General features: G+C 59.6%; 17 protein-coding genes, 1 tRNA gene and 2 pseudogenes. 10 read left to right on the top strand and 10 right to left on the bottom strand.

Translation table 11 applies throughout. The features are described from left to right. Nucleotides 1-553: 553 nt before the first annotated feature. The 4 genes from L8K08_RS21620 to L8K08_RS21635 are packed head-to-tail and all read right to left on the bottom strand — an operon-like array spanning nt 554 to nt 3,252. Entirely contained in the window at nt 554-1,150 is a 597-nt protein-coding gene (locus tag L8K08_RS21620; protein ID WP_242199867.1) for a hypothetical protein, read from the bottom strand. Further along, nucleotides 1,150-2,418 (bottom strand): sialidase family protein, encoded by a 1,269-nt coding sequence (locus L8K08_RS21625; RefSeq protein ID WP_242199868.1) that lies wholly within the window; start codon nt 2,416-2,418, stop codon nt 1,150-1,152. Before L8K08_RS21625 ends, L8K08_RS21620 begins: the two co-directional genes overlap by 1 nt. A gap of 22 nt (nt 2,419-2,440) precedes the next feature. Next, entirely contained in the window at nt 2,441-2,986 is a 546-nt protein-coding gene (locus tag L8K08_RS21630; RefSeq protein WP_242199869.1) for a cytochrome b/b6 domain-containing protein, read from the bottom strand. Continuing rightward, a complete protein-coding gene (locus L8K08_RS21635; RefSeq protein WP_119736807.1) occupies nt 2,986-3,252 on the bottom strand; it encodes a PepSY domain-containing protein in 267 nt (88 codons plus the stop codon). Before L8K08_RS21635 ends, L8K08_RS21630 begins: the two co-directional genes overlap by 1 nt. Before the next feature lie 146 nt (nt 3,253-3,398). On the opposite strand from L8K08_RS21635, the gene L8K08_RS21640 reads away from it, so the two are divergent. After that, the gene (locus L8K08_RS21640; RefSeq protein ID WP_242199870.1) at nt 3,399-4,061 is read left to right on the top strand and encodes a response regulator; all 663 of its coding nucleotides are present in this window, start codon (nt 3,399-3,401) and stop codon (nt 4,059-4,061) included. Then, nucleotides 4,058-5,440 (top strand): ATP-binding protein, encoded by a 1,383-nt coding sequence (locus L8K08_RS21645; RefSeq protein ID WP_242199871.1) that lies wholly within the window; start codon nt 4,058-4,060, stop codon nt 5,438-5,440. Before L8K08_RS21640 ends, L8K08_RS21645 begins: the two co-directional genes overlap by 4 nt. Here the strand turns inward: L8K08_RS21645 and L8K08_RS21650 are convergent. The 3 genes and pseudogenes from L8K08_RS21650 to L8K08_RS21660 all read right to left on the bottom strand — a co-directional run bounded on the left by L8K08_RS21650 (nt 5,397) and on the right by L8K08_RS21660 (nt 7,337). Continuing rightward, complete coding sequence (locus L8K08_RS21650) at nt 5,397-5,867, bottom strand: hypothetical protein (RefSeq protein ID WP_242199872.1); 471 nt, start codon at nt 5,865-5,867, stop codon at nt 5,397-5,399. The genes L8K08_RS21645 and L8K08_RS21650 overlap by 44 nt on opposite strands. Nucleotides 5,868-5,871: 4 nt before the next feature. Further along, nucleotides 5,872-6,159, bottom strand: coding sequence for a colicin E3-like toxin immunity protein (locus L8K08_RS21655; RefSeq protein ID WP_242199873.1), 288 nt, complete (start codon nt 6,157-6,159; stop codon nt 5,872-5,874). A gap of 15 nt (nt 6,160-6,174) precedes the next feature. Next, a pseudogene (locus L8K08_RS21660) lies at nt 6,175-7,337 on the bottom strand (S-type pyocin domain-containing protein). 128 nt (nt 7,338-7,465) lie between these two features. Between L8K08_RS21660 and L8K08_RS21665 the strand changes: the two are divergent. Next, nucleotides 7,466-7,714 (top strand): annotated as a pseudogene (locus tag L8K08_RS21665) (DUF3077 domain-containing protein); the annotation flags it as partial. A 225-nt stretch (nt 7,715-7,939) separates the two neighbouring features. Continuing rightward, nucleotides 7,940-8,575 (top strand): LysE family translocator, encoded by a 636-nt coding sequence (locus L8K08_RS21670; protein WP_145164208.1) that lies wholly within the window; start codon nt 7,940-7,942, stop codon nt 8,573-8,575. Nucleotides 8,576-8,581: 6 nt separating this feature from the next. Here the strand turns inward: L8K08_RS21670 and L8K08_RS21675 are convergent, their stop codons facing one another. Together L8K08_RS21675 and L8K08_RS21680 are read right to left on the bottom strand one after the other, a co-directional pair. Then, nucleotides 8,582-8,911, bottom strand: coding sequence for a hypothetical protein (locus L8K08_RS21675; RefSeq protein ID WP_242199875.1), 330 nt, complete (start codon nt 8,909-8,911; stop codon nt 8,582-8,584). Nucleotides 8,912-9,005: 94 nt separating this feature from the next. After that, nucleotides 9,006-9,090, bottom strand: a tRNA-Leu gene (locus tag L8K08_RS21680). Nucleotides 9,091-9,198: 108 nt separating this feature from the next. On the opposite strand from L8K08_RS21680, the gene queA reads away from it, so the two are divergent. The 6 genes from queA to L8K08_RS21710 all read left to right on the top strand — a co-directional run bounded on the left by queA (nt 9,199) and on the right by L8K08_RS21710 (nt 15,287). After that, nucleotides 9,199-10,263, top strand: coding sequence for a tRNA preQ1(34) S-adenosylmethionine ribosyltransferase-isomerase QueA (gene queA / locus L8K08_RS21685; RefSeq protein ID WP_242199876.1), 1,065 nt, complete (start codon nt 9,199-9,201; stop codon nt 10,261-10,263). Between the two features lie 5 nt (nt 10,264-10,268). Then, the gene (tgt, locus tag L8K08_RS21690) at nt 10,269-11,384 is read left to right on the top strand and encodes a tRNA guanosine(34) transglycosylase Tgt (RefSeq protein WP_003175976.1); all 1,116 of its coding nucleotides are present in this window, start codon (nt 10,269-10,271) and stop codon (nt 11,382-11,384) included. A 43-nt stretch (nt 11,385-11,427) separates the two neighbouring features. Then, the gene (gene yajC / locus L8K08_RS21695) at nt 11,428-11,766 is read left to right on the top strand and encodes a preprotein translocase subunit YajC (RefSeq protein WP_003175975.1); all 339 of its coding nucleotides are present in this window, start codon (nt 11,428-11,430) and stop codon (nt 11,764-11,766) included. Nucleotides 11,767-11,828: 62 nt separating this feature from the next. Continuing rightward, on the top strand, nt 11,829-13,697 hold the full coding sequence (gene secD, locus L8K08_RS21700; protein WP_106578266.1) for a protein translocase subunit SecD: 1,869 nt from the start codon (nt 11,829-11,831) through the stop codon (nt 13,695-13,697). 9 nt (nt 13,698-13,706) lie between these two features. Next, nucleotides 13,707-14,621 (top strand): protein translocase subunit SecF, encoded by a 915-nt coding sequence (gene secF, locus L8K08_RS21705; protein WP_106578267.1) that lies wholly within the window; start codon nt 13,707-13,709, stop codon nt 14,619-14,621. A 123-nt stretch (nt 14,622-14,744) separates the two neighbouring features. Further along, complete coding sequence (locus tag L8K08_RS21710; protein WP_015885750.1) at nt 14,745-15,287, top strand: glycine zipper 2TM domain-containing protein; 543 nt, start codon at nt 14,745-14,747, stop codon at nt 15,285-15,287. A gap of 204 nt (nt 15,288-15,491) precedes the next feature. On the opposite strand, the gene suhB is transcribed toward L8K08_RS21710, so the two are convergent. After that, nucleotides 15,492-16,307, bottom strand: a complete 816-nt coding sequence (gene suhB / locus L8K08_RS21715; RefSeq protein ID WP_242199877.1) for an inositol monophosphatase family protein — start codon at nt 16,305-16,307, stop codon at nt 15,492-15,494. Nucleotides 16,308-16,413: the final 106 nt, after the last annotated feature.

A 16,413-nucleotide genomic window follows, 5' to 3' on the forward strand; every position in this document is an offset into this window, starting at 1 on the left:
CCTGACACGCCGCCTTCGCGAGCAAGCCAGCTCCCATAGTTTGGATTGCGTTAACCAGTGAATACGCAGTAGCCCGTCGGGAGCGGATCGACCCCATTTGATCCTCCTGCCCAACCTCCAAAACGACGCCAATCCAATGTGGGAGCGGGCTTGCTCGCGAAAGCGGTCTATCAGTGCCAGCGTTGTCGCCTGATAAGCCGCTTTCGCAGGCAAGCCAGCTCCCACAGTTTGGATTGCGTTAACCAGTGACTATGCAGTAGCCCGTCGGGACCGGATCGCCGTCACTTACCCTTCCCAATTTCCAAAACGACGCCACTCCAATGTGGGAGCGGGCTTGCCCGCGAAAGCGGTTTATCAGTGCCAGCGTTGTTACCTGACACGCCGCTTTCGCAGGCAAGCCAGCTCCCACAGTTTGGATTGCGTTAACCAGTGACTACGCAGTAGCCCGCCGGGAGCGGATCGCCATCAGTATCCCTTTCCAACCTCCAAAACGACGCTGATCCAATGTGGGAGCGGGCTTGCCCGCGAAAGCGGTTTATCAGTGCCAGCGTTGTTACCTGACACGCCGCTTTCGCGAGCAAGCCCGCTCCCACAGGTTGAGTTGCATTAACCCGGCGACTACGCAGTAGCTCGCCAGGAGCGGATCGATCAGGTAATCCCAATAGTTCTCCGACGCCTTGAGCCGCAGCGCGAAGGCCAGGGTGCCCGCTGCCAGCATCCACACCACCAACGTGTTGCGTAGCCAGAGCAGCAGTAAGGCCGCCGCGCCCACCAGCACAATCATCGGCCGTGGGTTGAAGCCCCAGCGGTAAGGGTCGTAATACGTCAGGCCCATCGTGGCCGGATACAGCAGCAGGCTCAGCGTGCCAAACAGCACCAGCAGTTGCACTTGATGTGGGCGATTAACCGGCTGCACCACGCCCAATCGGCACAGCGTCACCCCCGCCAGCAACACCAAGGTGCTGATCGCCAGGTCATCGGTAAAGCCGCGCACGTACGCCGCCAACGGCAGTTCATTCACCGGGATAAAACTCAACACCACCAGCATCGGCAGCAACCACGGCCGCCACGGCGCGGTAAAGCGAAACAGGCTTAAGAGCACAAACCCCAGCAGCACAAAACTCAAATGGGCCTGCCACACAGAAACCATCACAAATGCTCCGCCAGCCAGGCTTCGTTGAAGCTGACATGTTTGATAAAGGTGTTATTCCACGAGTACACCACGTGGTACATGCCGTCCGGGCTGCGGCTGAAATACGGGTACTCGTACTCGAAATCGCAGCCGCGCGGTTTGCACACGCGGTAATCCAGGTTGCTCAGAAAGCGTTGTTCCAGTGGCAGACGCTTGGCGCCGCTGGAGGCGCGAAAGCCCTCGCCGATGATTTCTTTGTAAGCCTCGTGGGAGAACGGCTGGCCGAGCGGGTCGGGCGACTGGTCCAGTTCCACCACCGTACGCCATTGGCTGAACTGGGCGTTGGTGCCGTAGAGGCTGAGCTTGAAGCGACCGTCTTGCAGGTCGTTGAGGGCCACCAGCAAACCGTCATCCTCAGTAGCCACTGCCGCCAGGGATGAATTGGGGTTGGCCGGCTCCAGCGGGTACGGCTCACTCCAGGTTTGCCCGGCATCGATGGTGCGGCTGGCGAGCACGCGGTGATGGGTTTCGCCGGCGTAGCGCAACATCGCCACGGCGCGCTGGCCGTCCTGCGCCACGATGGTCGGTTGCAGGGAGTGCTTGCCACGGCTGATGCGGAATTTGTCGATCACCGCGCCGTCGGGGCTCAAGTACAGGTACTCGGCAAACTTGCCCATGAACTCGTGATACACCGGCAAGCCAATCGAACCGTCGGCGTGAAACACCGGCGCGGCGCGCACCAGCGTGCTGATATTAAAGAACGGTGAGGTCACCAATTGCCGCGGCGCCGACCAGTTTGCGCCCAGGTCAGTGGAGACCATCACGTTGATCGCGCTGGTGGCCCAGCCGCCGACCGACACCGACACATAAAACATCCACAGGCGTTTATCCGGCCCCAGCGCAATCACCGGGTTGCCCAGTTTGCGAATGTAGCGCTGCGTGCCGTCGCGGGTACTTTCGCGCGTGGCCAGCACCTGCTCGGCGCCCCATTCGCCGCTGCGCGCATCAAACCTTGCGGTGCGCACCTGCACATCGGCGGCGCCTTCGCGGCTGCCGGCAAACCACACGGCCATCAAGTCGCCGCCGGGCAGGGCGGTGACGGAGGAGGCGTGCACAAAGTCGGTGAGTTGCGAGGACACAAAGCGGCTGGTGTATTGCGGCGCCGTCGCGACCTTGGAGGTATTCGGGCTCGCCTGGGCAAACGGCGCCAGCACGTGCGGCGGATGGCTTTGCCAGGCGGCGAAAAACACCGCGAGCAGGCTGCAGATCAGTAAGGCGGAGCGCATAGAGAACCTGTTGGGAAAAGGATTACTGCGCACGCTCATCCGGCAGGCGCTTCCTGCGACCGGTGAGCATGGATAACGGCAGGTTGTCCTTCACCTGGAGACTTTCATACACGGCGGCCAGCACATGCACGCAGACCAGACCCAGCAGCACATTGGCGGCGGTTTCGTGGACTTGCAGCGGCCAGTCGGCACCCCATAACGCGTCGACTTCCTGCATCAGGAAACCGCTGATACCGAGGGTCAGCAGCGCCGACAACATCAACAGCATCACCAGCGCGCCGATGGGCGAATGACCGAGGCGGTGCAGCCCTCGCCCGTCCAACACCCGACGCACATGGGCACTGAGTCGCGCAGGCGATGGCCAGAAATCTGACCAACGTGCACTGCGCGGTCCTACGAACCCCCACACCAGTCGCACCAGCAACCAGGCCATGGCGTAGTAGCCCAGCCACACATGCCAGTCGTCGCCCGCTTCGTTAAAGAAGTAGTTGGCGACGAAGACCCCGGCGATAGATAGATGAAACAGCCTTACCAGAGGGTCCCACAGGCGCAGGGATTCGCTTGGCATCAGCCCTTGATCTCAGTCTTCACGGCTTTGCCGGTGACCGGGTCGTGGTAGATCTCGACCTTGCGTTTGTCTTTGTCGAAGCCGTAGATCTCGTAGCAGTTGCCGTCGGTGACCTTGAACTTGCTGATCTCGTACCCTTGCGCCTTGAGCGTGTCCTGGAAGGCTTTTTCGTCTTGCCACTGCGAGCGTTCGGCGGTGGTGCACTGCGGGCCGGCGAGGGCCATGGGGCTGGCGATAATCAGGGACAGCAGGAGAATTTTGCGCATGGAAAAGCTCTCAGCAGATGTGGGAGATTTCACAGTGCAAAACCAACCTTAGCGCAACCTTAGTTGGCAACGCGCCGTAACATCTTTCCCCGAAGGGGCCGCTGCAGAACCGGCATCATTCCGCCGTTTCCTACAGAGATTCCGCAATGCGCCTACTCCTAGTCGAAGATGATCGTGCCCTCGGCCAGGGCATTCGCGTGGCATTGGGCGCAGAAGGCTACACCCTGGATTGGCTGCAGGATGGCCTCAGCGCCTTGCACGCACTGCGCACCGAAAGCTTCGATTTGCTCCTGCTCGACCTCGGTCTGCCACGCCTCGACGGCCTCGACCTGCTGCAGCAACTGCGCGCCGGGCAGCACGACCTGCCGGTGCTGATCCTCACTGCCCGCGATGGCACCGCCGAGCGCATCGCCGGCCTGGATGCTGGCGCCGACGACTACCTGATCAAACCCTTCGACGTCGAAGAACTCAAAGCCCGCGTGCGCGCCTTGCTGCGCCGCAGCCAGGGCCGCGCGCAACCGATGCTGGAACACGCCGGCGTCAGCCTCGACCCGGCTACCCAGCAAGTGCGTTATCAGGATCAAGACATCATCGTCACCCCGATGGAATACCAGCTGCTGCACCAATTGATGGTGCGCCCCGGCAAAGTCGTGACCCGCGAGCGCCTGTCCCGCGCGCTGTACGGTTGGCAGGACCGGGTGGAGAGCAACACCCTGGAAGTGCTGATCCATAACCTGCGCAAAAAGTTATCCACCGAGCTGATCCGCACCGTGCGCGGCGTCGGCTATGTGCTGGCGCTCGAGCCATGACCTCTGTTCGCGCGCGCATCCTCATTCCGGTGCTGGTGTTTATTTTGCTCGGCGACGCGCTGATCAGCTGGCTGGTGCTGCGCGACAGCCACCATGAAATCGAAGAAGTCTATGACGCCCAACTCGCCCAAAGCGCGCGCCTGCTGCAAGGCGTACTGCGCCAGCGCGACCCAGGCGAAGCGGATTGGGACCGCTTGTATCAAGCCTTCGACCACGCCATGAGCCGCGTCGGCGAAGACGGCGTCGCCCACCCGTATGAAACCCGCCTGACCTTCCAGGTATGGCGCACCGACGGTCAACTCCTCGTGCGCTCCGCCGAGGCGCCCGTGCTGGCTGCGCCGCCGACTACCCTCGGCGCCCACGACATCATGGATAACGGCAACGACTGGTGCGCCTTCCTCCTCGCCGACCCGCAGCAGGGCTTGCTGATTTGGGTGGGCGAGCGCGACGACATTCGTCAGGACCTGATCGAACGCATCGTGCGCCACACCCTCTGGCCCACCCTGATCGGCGTGCCGCTGCTGACCGTGTTGATCTGGCTGACCATCGGCTGGGGCCTGAAACCGTTGCGCGCCATGGTGATGTCAATTCGCGGGCGCAGTACCGACACCTTGCAGCCGCTGCACCTCAAGCCGCTGCCGACTGATCTGGAGCCGATGCAAACGGCGCTTAATCGGTTGTTGGTGCAGATGGATGACCTGCTCGAGCGCGAACGACGGTTTATCGCGGATGCAGCGCATGAACTGCGCACGCCGCTGGCGATTTTGCGCATCCACGCGCAGAACGCTCAAAGCGCTGCGACCGAAGAACAGCGGCGCGAAGCATTGGATTTTCTGGTGAATGGCGTGGACCGCGCCACGCGGATTGGCAGCCAGTTGCTGACCATGGCGCGCATCGAGCCGCAACTGAACAACCCCGTGTGCAAGCCTGTGCAACTGACGGAACTGGTGCGCGAAGAACTGGCTGAGCTGACGCCGCTGGCGATAGAAAAGGGTGTGGAGTTGGTGTTGGAAGGGGAAGACGAATGCTGGGTGCAAACCGAGCCGGTGGCGTTGGCGATTGCGCTGCAGAACCTGGTGACTAACGCGCTTAACTTTTCCCCCGCGGGCAGCGAAGTGAAAGTGGTGATCGGCGCTGACTGCTTGAGCGTGGAAGACCAAGGTCCGGGGATTGATGAAGCGGAAATGGAGCGCTTGTTTGAGCGGTTTTACAGTCGGGATAACGCCAATGGCGCTGGGCTGGGGTTGGCAATTGTGGAGATGATTGTGGGGAAGATCGGATGCAAGCTTACGCTGCACAATCTAGAGCAGGGCGGCCTGCGCGCGCGATTGAGCTTCATGGCTTGCGCGCAAGTGCCTGCGGGAATACCACACCGTTGAACGTGTGGGTGCAGCAGTCACAACTTGGCTTCATCTGTTCGGGCGTCAATTGGGGGTTAACCTTTTGCAGTAAGCCCGACTCGTCGACCCACAAACCGCTGTAATAGCTGGAGTCGCCTAACAGCACATACTCGTCTTTGTCGCTTTCATGCAGCGCAACTATCCAGAACACGGGCTCCGAGCGATCCAGTCGAGCGTTGGCTTCGCTGAATACCTTGTCCCATGGCTGACCAACTTTGGACAGGAGAAATCGGAATAGCGGTGTGTAGTCAAAACCATGTCGTTGATAGCTGTGCATTGAACCGCGGGTGGACAGGGAGCGCTTTGCTTTTTTGGTATGCCGTTCATAGCGATAAGCGAAACAGCTACCGTGGCGCACGCCGTGGGTGCGCGTGTTGACTGAGCGGTAGAGGAGTTTTTTTTTCATTGCATCAGTATTCCTTCCTAGGCTGCTTTGGAGGTGGCGGCCAAGCACCTTGGTAGCGGAAGGAAATTTGGTAGTCGAAAATGCTGGGCTGTATTTCATGCTGGAAGTGTGGCTGGAGAATTGATATCCAATTGGGGAGAACGTTGAAAACGTCGGCATATATCGCGGTTTCTTCGCTCAAACCTAATGCTTCAAAGAAACTTTCAGCGTCATCGATATCTGCCGAGTACTCATCTGCTTTCAAGTCATTACTGAGTTTTTCGTACCACCGTAATCTGATTTTCATAACCATTTTTCGCACTCCTCTTTATCTGTAAATTCGACGTTTTGGGTTCGCCGGCCCGCGACGTTCGGCGGTATAAGGATCAAATGCGCCGAGATGTTCCAAATCACTGTTTCGATAGACTTCCAGCTCGCCTTTCTTGGAATCCCATTCAAATAGCTTTCTCCTTTTGCATCTATCCAACGCTCACGTAAACCACCCCCGCCTTGTCTTGGTGTTACCGGCCTTTGGGGTATCAAGCCTGGGAAGCCCGTTATGTCTTCGGTTTTTGGCGCTGGAAAGTAATCATGGTCCGGGTTTCTCAAGCCTTTCCGCGGCTCATTAACCACCACATACAGCGGCCGAACCCCCGACTCCACCGGGAACACCAGAATAAAATCCCGATACTGCGGCGGATAAATCGGGTTCACCAGAATCTGCGCGGCCTTCTCCGTCGGGGGGTAAATCCAAATCACCGGCGCTTGCGGCGCAGCCTCCAATGCCGGAATACCCAGCGTATCCCTCGGATCAACCGCAGGCGTCCAGATCAGCTCCACGCCCTCACCCAAATCCGCCACAAACTGGTCGCCACGGCTTTGGAATTGCACCACATCAATCATCTGCCAATCGGCATGGTTGCCCGTGTAAAACCCATACCCCTTGAGCGTGCCGTCCTCATGCTGCTCCACATGCAAACGCATCTGCGACCGCGCCTGTGGCAGCGAACGCAATTGCTCCTCGCTGTAGAGCGCGCTATCACCCAGCTCCGACGGCCAAGCCAGCGCCACCAAACCGGCCAATAATCCACCGGCGACAGTGCCAGCTGCGGTGGCTGCGGATTCCACCACCGCCGAACGCAACGCCAACTGCCCTAAACCAACGGGCAGGGCGCTGCCGCTGATCTTGCGCAAAGCAACCGCGCCTCGGCTGTCCACCTCGCGCCCACCCAACAGGCTGAAGTGGCCGTAATCCTTGATCAGCTCCAGCGGTACGTAACCGGTGGGGTCGTTGTAGCGAATGATGCCGTCGGGCAGTTGGCAGGGTTTGGTGAACACGCAGCCCGGAAGCTTTACGGGCGTAGGCGCCGGGGCAGGTGCCGAGTTGAATAAGTCTATCGGCGGCGAATAGGGCTCCCGTTTCGGCTGCGGAATCAGGATGCGCCGTTTGAGTTGTTCTTCTTCGGTGATGGGGTACGCGCGTTCTGACATGACGGGCTCACTTCCTTGTGCGAGGGAGTGAGCGTACGAGGGGGGATCAGAGGTTGATGTCGGTGTTGTTCGATGGTGTGCGTGGGAAAAGTCATTCTGTTAGCGACGATAATTAAAAAGGGGGCCAACAGCCCGACCTCCACCGCCTATTTCGCGTCAACGCCGGCGTACCCATCCGCGTTGCCCTGGAGCATGCCTCCGAGCTGCTGCACTGTTCCAAAATGCTCGCGTTGGATGCCGCCATGGACAACAGCGCGGATCGCTACGCCTGGGCGGCGCATTATTTGGGGGGGATGGCGAAGGCGGTGGTGGATGATTTGGCCAATGGGATGTTGCCGAATGGGGTGATGGAGGAGGGGGACGCTGTTGGTGTGTAGGCGGGTGAGTTGAGGGTATGGCGGCTGGCGTCTTCGCAGGCAAGCCAGCTCCCACATTGGAGCGTGTACATCCGTTGAATCAGTGTTGGCAGTAAAGAGACCTTGGGACGCCAATGTCTCTTTTTTTGTTTATGTGTATGACGTTTTGCTCGCGGATCTGTATCTAACGGCCTGCTTTTCATCGCCCTACCATGGTGCCCATCACACACCTGAAGGAGCGACACCATGCCCGAACTGTCCAGCTGGCTAGCCTACGGCCTGATCTCACTCGGCATGGTACTCACGCCCGGGCCGAACATGATTTACCTCATTTCCCGCTCGATTTGCCAAGGCCGTACGGCCGGGTTGATTTCGCTGGGCGGTGTTGCGTTGGGGTTTGTGGTTTACATGTTGTGCGCGGCATTGGGGATTACCGCGTTGGTGATGGCGGTGCCGTTTGCGTACGACGCGCTGCGGCTCGGCGGGGCGTTGTACCTGGTGTACCTGGCCTGGCAGGCGGTCAAGCCGGGTGGCCGTTCGCCGTTTCAGGTTCGGGATTTGCCCCAGGACAGCCCGCGCAAGCTGTTCATGATGGGCTTTGTGACCAACCTGCTGAACCCCAAAGTGGCAGTCATGTACTTGTCGTTGCTGCCGCAGTTTATCGACCCGAACGGGCATGGCAGTGTGCTGACGCAATCGCTGATTTTGGGCTTTACGCAGATTGCCATCAGCGTGAGCGTCAACTCGGTGATTGCCGTTATGGCAGGCTCCATCGCGGTGTTCTTCGTCACCCGCCCGGGTTGGCAGGTGGCGCAGCGCTGGGTGATGGGCTCGGTGTTGATGGGGTTGGCGGTGCGAATGGCGGTTGAAGGGCGGCGGTAAGTCGCGTCACAGGATGGCTTTCAGGTAGTCCTTGAGTGCGTTGAGCGGGGCGTCGAGTGCTTCGAGTGTCGGCGCTAGGCGCACGTCCACCGCAAGCCGTTGCAGCTCACGCCCCATCACCGTGTTTGGGCCGCCCAGGGAGTCGAGTGCTAACGTCAGGCATTCATCAAGCTTGAGCCGAATCGCGGCCAAATCCCCCTGACGCACCAACAACCCGAACACCTCGCGCTCATACCCATCCATGACCAGGTCATCGCGCAGAATCGGGCTCGCGCCTTCGGTCTCGTGCACCAGCTTGAGAGCAAAAAGGGCAACAGCTTCCAGCGTCAATTCCATGGTCCCGGCTCCTTAACGTCTGCGTTCGCCTATGCCTGCTTACTTTTTTACAGGCGAAAAAAAAGACCTTGAATTTCAAGGTCTTTCTTTAAGATGGTGCCCCGAGGGAGACTCGAACTCCCACTCCTTTCGAAAACGGATTTTGAATCCGCCGCGTCTACCAATTCCGCCATCAGGGCTCAATGGCGGCGAAGTATAGAGATGAGATTACCGTTGGTCAATCACGTTTCATGGTCTATTTTCACTATTTCCGCTAGACTTCCCGGCCCTGCTAGACGAACCCCATCATGCGCGTTGCTGACTTTACTTTTGATCTCCCTGATTCGCTGATCGCTCGCCACCCTTTGGCCGAGCGTCGCGCCAGTCGACTGCTGACCCTGGACGGGGTGAGTGGTGCCCTCGCACACCGTCAATTCACTGATTTGCTTGAGCATTTGCGCCCAGGCGATCTGATGGTGTTCAACAATACCCGGGTGATTCCGGCACGGCTGTTTGGCCAGAAAGCGTCCGGCGGCAAGCTGGAAATTCTGGTCGAGCGGGTGCTGGACAGCCATCGTGTGCTGGCCCATGTGCGCTCCAGCAAGTCGCCGAAACCGGGTTCGAGCATCCTCATCGATGGCGGTGGCGAGGCCGAGATGGTCGCGCGCCATGACGCGCTGTTTGAGCTCAAGTTTGCCGAAGAGGTGTTGCCGCTGCTGGAACGCGTCGGCCATATGCCGTTGCCTCCTTATATAGACCGCCCCGATGAAGATGCGGACCGCGAGCGCTATCAGACGGTGTACTCGCAGCGCTTGGGTGCGGTTGCCGCGCCGACGGCCGGGCTGCATTTCGACCAGCCGTTGCTGGATGCGATTGCTGCCAAGGGCGTCGAGAGCGCCTACGTGACCCTGCACGTGGGGGCCGGTACGTTTCAGCCGGTGCGTGTGGATAACATCGAAGACCACCATATGCACAGCGAATGGCTGGAAGTCAGCCAGGAAGTGGTGGATGCGGTGGCGGCGTGCAAGGCGCGCGGCGGTCGTGTTGTGGCGGTGGGCACCACCAGCGTGCGGTCGCTGGAGAGTGCGGCGCGCGATGGCGTGCTCAAGCCGTTCAGCGGCGACACCGATATCTTTATTTTCCCGGGCCGGCCGTTTCATGTGGTCGATTGCCTGGTCACCAACTTCCATTTGCCGGAATCCACGCTGTTGATGCTGGTGTCGGCATTTGCCGGTTACCCGGAAACCATGGCCGCTTATCAAGCGGCCATCGCCAACGAGTACCGTTTTTTCAGCTACGGTGATGCGATGTTTATCACCCGAAACCCTGCGCCGACTGCTCCTAAAGAAGCGGGCCCTGAGGAACAACTATGAGTCGTATGTCGTTTGAATTGTTGGCCACGGATGGCAAGGCTCGTCGTGGTCGCCTCACGTTTCCGCGCGGCACCGTCGAAACCCCGGCCTTCATGCCCGTGGGCACCTACGGCACCGTCAAAGGCATGCTGCCGCGTGACATCGTCGCCACCGGCGCCGAAATCATCCTCGGCAACACCTTCCACTTGTGGCTGCGCCCGGGCACGGAAGTGATCAAGAAGCATGGCGACCTGCATGACTTCATGAAGTGGCAGGGCCCGATCCTCACCGACTCCGGTGGTTTCCAGGTGTTCAGCCTGGGCGCCATGCGCAAGATCAAGGAGGAGGGCGTGACCTTCGCCTCGCCGGTCGACGGTTCCAAGGTGTTCATGGGCCCGGAGGAGTCGATGCAGGTGCAGCGCGACCTGGGCTCCGACATCGTGATGATCTTTGACGAATGCACGCCGTACCCGGCGGACGAAGACGTGGCGCGTATCTCTATGGAGCTGTCGCTGCGTTGGGCTCAACGTTCGAAGAATGCCCACGGCGACAACACCGCGGCGCTGTTCGGTATCGTTCAGGGCGGCATGCACGAAAGCCTGCGCAAGCGCTCGCTGGAAGGCCTGGACAAGATCGGCTTTGACGGCCTGGCCATCGGCGGTTTGTCGGTGGGCGAGCCCAAGCACGAGATGATCAAGGTGCTGGATTACCTGCCGGGCCTGATGCCGGCTGACAAACCTCGTTACCTTATGGGCGTTGGCAAACCGGAGGATCTCGTAGAGGGTGTGCGCCGCGGTGTGGACATGTTCGATTGCGTGATGCCAACCCGTAATGCCCGCAATGGGCATCTGTTCATCGATACAGGCGTGCTGAAGATCCGTAACGCGTTCCATCGCCATGATGATTCGCCGCTGGATCCCACCTGTGACTGCTACACCTGCCAGAACTTCTCGCGCGCTTATCTGCACCATCTGGACAAGTGCGGGGAAATGCTGGGTAGCATGTTGAATACCATCCACAATTTGCGTCACTACCAAGTCCTGATGGCTGGTTTGCGCGAGGCTATTCAACAGGGTACATTGGCCGCCTTCGTCGATGCCTTCTATGCCAAGCGCGGGCTCCCTGTGCCGCCCTTGGACTGAGTTTTCCGACCCTAAGATTCACTATTTGCAACTGGAGTGCTAAATGAGCTTTTTTATCTCTAATGCCATGGCTGACGCCGCTGCGCCTGCCGCTGCCGGCCCTATGGGCGGTGGTTTTGAGTGGATTTTCCTGGTCGGCTTCCTGGTCATCTTCTACCTGATGATCTGGCGTCCACAGGCCAAGCGCGCCAAAGAGCAGAAAAACCTGCTGGGCAGCCTGCAAAAAGGCGACGAAGTTGTGACCACTGGCGGCATCGCCGGCAAGATCACCAAGGTTTCCGATGCTTTCGTGGTTCTGGAAGTCTCCGACACCGTAGAAATGAAGTTCCAGAAGGGCGCCATCGCCGCCACGTTGCCAAAAGGCACGCTCAAAGCGATCTGAGTAACAACCTTTACCAATCGACGGGGCGCGCAAGGCGCCCCGCGTTATAAGCGGGCGGCGTGATGCTGAACAAATACCCTCTGTGGAAATACGTACTGATCCTGGCGGTGCTGGCGATCGGTTTTATTTATTCCGCTCCCAATCTTTATCCTGATGACCCTGCGATCCAGATCACGGGCGCCAGCACTTCGCTGCAAGTCAATCAGGCTGACCTGGAACGTGCGAGCAAAGCGCTCACCGACGCGGGCATTCAGGTTAAAGCGGCAACATTGGCGGCTGATGCGAAGGGCGGCTTGTTGCGCCTGACCAAGGCAGAAGACCAATTACCGGCCAAAGACGTTGTGCGCAAGGTCATGGGTGACGACTACGTTGTCGCGCTGAACCTGGCACAGACCACGCCAAAATGGCTGCGCAGCATTGGCGCGCACCCGATGAAGCTGGGTCTGGACTTGTCCGGTGGTGTGCACTTCCTGCTGGAAGTCGACATGGACAAAGCCCTCGACGCACGCCTGAAAGTCTACGAAGGCGATGTGAAGAGTCTGCTGCGCAAAGAGAAGTTGCGTTATCGCAGCCTGCCGCAGCTCAACGGTGCCATCCAGCTGGGCTTCTCTGACGAAGCGTCCCGCGAACAGGCCCGTGCGCTGATCCGCAAGAACTTCAACGATTTCGACATCGTGCCGGCTGACCTCAATGGTCAACCTGTACTGCGTCTGGCGATGACCCCAGCCAAGCTGGCGGAAATCCGCGAATACTCCATCAAGCAGAACTTGACCACGGTACGTAACCGCGTCAACGAGCTGGGTGTGGCTGAGCCGATTGTTCAGCGTCAAGGCGCCAACCGCATCGTGGTTGAGTTGCCGGGCGTGCAGGACACTGCTGAAGCCAAGCGTATCCTGGGTAAGACCGCCAACCTGGAGTTCCGTCTGGCTGCTGAGCCGGGTGCTTCTCGCGCGACTGCCGAAGAATTCGAGTTCCGTGAAGGTAATCGTCCTCCAGCGTTGATCGAGCGTGGCTTGATCATCACCGGCGACCAGGTCACCGACGCCAAGGCTGGTTTTGGCGAGCACGGCACGCCTGAAGTGAACATTCGTCTGGATGGTCACGGCGGCGAACTGATGAGCCGCGCCACGCGCAGCAACGTTGGTCGCAGCATGGCGGTGATCTTCATCGAGCAACGCCCGATCACCACCTACACCAAGCAAGTGGTCAACGGCGTCGAGAAAGACGTGCCGGTGCAGACCTTCAAGGAAGAGAAGAAGATCATCAGCCTGGCGACCATCCAGTCGCCACTGGGTGCTCAATTCCGCATCACGGGCCTGAACGGCCAGGGCGAATCGTCCGAGCTGGCACTGCTGCTGCGTGCCGGTGGCCTGGCGGCGCCGATGTACTTCGCTGAAGAGCGCACCATTGGCCCGAGCCTGGGTGCCGACAACATCACCAAGGGTATCGACGCGGCCTTGTGGGGCATGCTGTTCGTGTCGCTGTTCATCATTGCCATCTACCGCTTCTTCGGCATCATTGCCACCGTGGCCCTGGCGGGCAACATGGTCATGCTGCTGGCGCTGATGTCGCTGCTGGGCGCTACACTGACCCTGCCAGGTATCGCCGGTATCGTGCTTACCATGGGTATGGCGGTAGACGCCAACGTACTGATCTTCTCGCGGATTCGTGAAGAGATCGCGGCGGGCATGACCGTACAGCGTGCAATCAATGAAGGCTTCGGCCGGGCATTTACCGCGATTCTTGACTCCAACTTGACCACTTTGCTGGTCGGCGGGATTCTCTTTGCCATGGGCACCGGCCCGGTCAAAGGTTTTGCGGTCACCATGTCCCTCGGTATCTTTACCTCGATGTTCACGGCCATCATGGTGACCCGCGCAATGGTCAACCTGATCTTTGGCGGGCGTGACTTCAAGAAGTTGTGGATTTAAGGGGCTGCCATGTTACGTACAATCAACTTCATGGGCGTTCGCAACATTGCGTTCGGCGTCACTGTGCTCCTTACCGTTCTGGCGCTGTTCAGCTGGTTCCATAAGGGCCTGAACTACGGTCTGGACTTCACCGGCGGTACGCTCATCGAGCTGACCTACGAGAAGCCGGCCGACGTTACCCTGGTGCGCAACGAGCTGGTCAAGGCCGGCTATCACGAAGCCATCGTGCAGAGCTTTGGTGCAACCACCGATCTGCTGGTGCGTATGCCAGGTGAAGACCCGCAACTGGGTCACCAGGTAGCCGAAGCCTTGCAGAAGGTCGGCGGCGACAACCCGGCGTCGGTCAAGCGCGTTGAGTTCGTAGGCCCGCAGGTGGGTGAAGAGCTGCGCGACCAGGGCGGCCTCGGCATGCTGATGGCGCTGGTCGGCATCATGATCTACCTGGCGTTCCGCTTTCAGTGGAAGTTCGGCGTCGGCGCGATTGTGTCGCTGATCCACGACGTGATCGTGACCGTGGGCATCCTCGCGTACTTCCAGATCACCTTCGACCTGACGGTGTTGGCGGCAGTGCTGGCGATCATTGGTTACTCGCTCAACGACACCATCGTGGTATTCGACCGGGTGCGTGAGAACTTCCGTGTACTGCGCAAGGCGTCGCTGATCGAGAACATCAACGTCTCGACCACCCAGACCCTGCTGCGGACCATGGCGACCTCGATCTCCACGTTGCTGGCGATTGCTGCGCTGATGATCTTCGGTGGCGACAACCTGTGGGGCTTCTCCCTGGCGCTGTTCATCGGCGTTCTGGCGGGCACCTACTCGTCGATCTACATCGCCAACGTGGTGCTGATCTGGCTGAACCTCAACAGCGAAGACTTGATCCCTCCTGCCGCTACCGGCAAGGAGGTCGACGACCGCCCTTGATGGGCGCTTGTTGACACGCTGTTACAAAGAAGGCGCGAGTATTGAACTCGCGCCTTTTTTTTCGCTCCAAGGCTGGGTATAGCGCGGACGTTTCGGTCCGCTTGTGATGGTCAGGAGGTTCACGTGAACAAGTCGTTGCTGGTTGGTGCGGTATTGGGTGCTGTCGGTGTGACTGCCGGGGGTGCTGTTGCCACCTACAGCCTGGTAAAAAGCGGCCCTGAGTATGCGCAAGTGCTGGCGGTGCAGCCGGTGAAAACCCAGATTAAAACCCCGCGCGAGGTCTGCAAGGACGTCGCCGTAACCCGGCAGAAGCCGGTGCAGGATCAACATCAAATCGTCGGCACTGTGGTGGGTGCGCTGGCCGGTGGCCTGTTGGGCAACCAGGTCGGTGGCGGTAATGGCAAGAAGCTGGCGACTGTAGCCGGTGCGGTGGGTGGCGGTTACGCCGGTAACAAGGTTCAGGAAGGCATGCAGAACCGCGATACCTACACCACCACGCAAACCCGGTGTAACACCGTCAACGACATCAGCGACAAGGTTGTCGGCTATGACGTGCGGTACACCCTGGATGGCAAGGAAGGTTCGGTGCGGATGGACCGTGACCCGGGTGGCCAGATTCCAGTGGATAAAGAAGGTCGTTTAGTCCTGGGTCAAAACCAGCAGTAATTCCAGGCCGGGCGCGGTTCAAAATGTGGGAGCGGGCTTGCTCGCGAACGCGGAGTGTCAATCAACAGATTTATTGACTGGCTACCGCTTTCGCGAGCAAGCCCGCTCCCACATTGGGTATGGGTTGACGCTGGAATTGCCGTATCGCCCAAATGCCAGGCATAAAAAAAGCACCCCTCGGGGTGCTTTTTTGTGCTCGCTCGCTTAGCGCTTCAGCGAAGCCGGCAGGTGCGGCTGGATCGCCGTCAGTACTGCCTTGAAGCATTTGGTGTTGCCGGCAACGACGTGGCCTTTCTCAAGGAAGTCGTGGCCGCCAGTGAAGTCGCTCACCAAACCGCCAGCTTCTTGAATCAGCAGGGCGCCTGCGGCCATGTCCCACTCGGACAGGCCCGACTCCCAGAACGCGTCAAAACGGCCGGCAGCCACATAAGCCAGGTCCAGGCTGGCTGCGCCAGCGCGACGGATACCGGCGGTCTGGCCAACCAGGGCGCGGAACATGCCCAGGTAGTTTTCCAGGTTGTCCATCTGGTCGTCACGGAACGGGAAGCCCGTGCCCAGCAGGGCGCCGTCCAGGCTGGTGCGACCGCTGACACGCAGACGACGGCCATTCAACTGGGCGCCACGGCCACGGCTGGCGGTGAATTCTTCCTGGCGAACCGGGTCCAGAACCACTGCGTGTTCCAGGCGGCCACGGTATTTGCAGGCAATGCTCACGGCAAAGTGTGGGATGCCGCGCAGGAAGTTGGTGGTGCCATCCAGTGGGTCGATGATCCACAGGTAGTCTTCGCCTTCGCCGCTGCCTTTGTGCAAACCGGTTTCTTCGCCGAGGATGCCGTGGGTAGGGTAGGCCTTGCGCAGCGCGTCGATAACTTTCTGTTCGGCGGCGCGATCCACCTCGGACACATAATCCTTGGCGTCTTTTTCGTCGACCTTGATGGTATCCAGGCGCTCGATGGAGCGGAAGATCAATTCACTGGCGCTGCGGGCGGCGCGCAGCGCGATATTCAGCATGGGCTGCATGGATGTGTCACCTAAGGTTGTTAAAGAAAGCCGGGCATTCTAGCAGAAACTTTCTTCAGGTGAAGGACGACGTTAGCTTTCATGGCATAACCTTAGGCTGTTCTGT

It is taken from the genome of Pseudomonas sp. TREG-RG-20F-10-E-6-01, assembly GCF_022662455.1.
Lineage (GTDB): Bacteria > Pseudomonadota > Gammaproteobacteria > Pseudomonadales > Pseudomonadaceae > Aquipseudomonas.

What these genes read in the sequence shown, in the direction of transcription:
- L8K08_RS21655 (WP_242199873.1), bottom strand. Translation starts at nt 6,159, where the DNA reads ATGGTTATGAAAATCAGATTACGGTGGTACGAAAAACTCAGTAATGAC.
- suhB (WP_242199877.1), bottom strand. Translation starts at nt 16,307, where the DNA reads ATGCAGCCCATGCTGAATATCGCGCTGCGCGCCGCCCGCAGCGCCAGT.
- L8K08_RS21625 (WP_242199868.1), bottom strand. Translation starts at nt 2,418, where the DNA reads ATGCGCTCCGCCTTACTGATCTGCAGCCTGCTCGCGGTGTTTTTCGCC.
- queA (WP_242199876.1), top strand. Translation starts at nt 9,199, where the DNA reads ATGCGCGTTGCTGACTTTACTTTTGATCTCCCTGATTCGCTGATCGCT.
- L8K08_RS21670 (WP_145164208.1), top strand. Translation starts at nt 7,940, where the DNA reads ATGCCCGAACTGTCCAGCTGGCTAGCCTACGGCCTGATCTCACTCGGC.
- L8K08_RS21635 (WP_119736807.1), bottom strand. Translation starts at nt 3,252, where the DNA reads ATGCGCAAAATTCTCCTGCTGTCCCTGATTATCGCCAGCCCCATGGCC.
- tgt (WP_003175976.1), top strand. Translation starts at nt 10,269, where the DNA reads ATGTCGTTTGAATTGTTGGCCACGGATGGCAAGGCTCGTCGTGGTCGC.
- L8K08_RS21650 (WP_242199872.1), bottom strand. Translation starts at nt 5,867, where the DNA reads ATGAAAAAAAAACTCCTCTACCGCTCAGTCAACACGCGCACCCACGGC.
- L8K08_RS21645 (WP_242199871.1), top strand. Translation starts at nt 4,058, where the DNA reads ATGACCTCTGTTCGCGCGCGCATCCTCATTCCGGTGCTGGTGTTTATT.
- L8K08_RS21620 (WP_242199867.1), bottom strand. Translation starts at nt 1,150, where the DNA reads ATGGTTTCTGTGTGGCAGGCCCATTTGAGTTTTGTGCTGCTGGGGTTT.
- yajC (WP_003175975.1), top strand. Translation starts at nt 11,428, where the DNA reads ATGAGCTTTTTTATCTCTAATGCCATGGCTGACGCCGCTGCGCCTGCC.
- L8K08_RS21630 (WP_242199869.1), bottom strand. Translation starts at nt 2,986, where the DNA reads ATGCCAAGCGAATCCCTGCGCCTGTGGGACCCTCTGGTAAGGCTGTTT.
- L8K08_RS21675 (WP_242199875.1), bottom strand. Translation starts at nt 8,911, where the DNA reads ATGGAATTGACGCTGGAAGCTGTTGCCCTTTTTGCTCTCAAGCTGGTG.
- secD (WP_106578266.1), top strand. Translation starts at nt 11,829, where the DNA reads ATGCTGAACAAATACCCTCTGTGGAAATACGTACTGATCCTGGCGGTG.
- secF (WP_106578267.1), top strand. Translation starts at nt 13,707, where the DNA reads ATGTTACGTACAATCAACTTCATGGGCGTTCGCAACATTGCGTTCGGC.
- L8K08_RS21640 (WP_242199870.1), top strand. Translation starts at nt 3,399, where the DNA reads ATGCGCCTACTCCTAGTCGAAGATGATCGTGCCCTCGGCCAGGGCATT.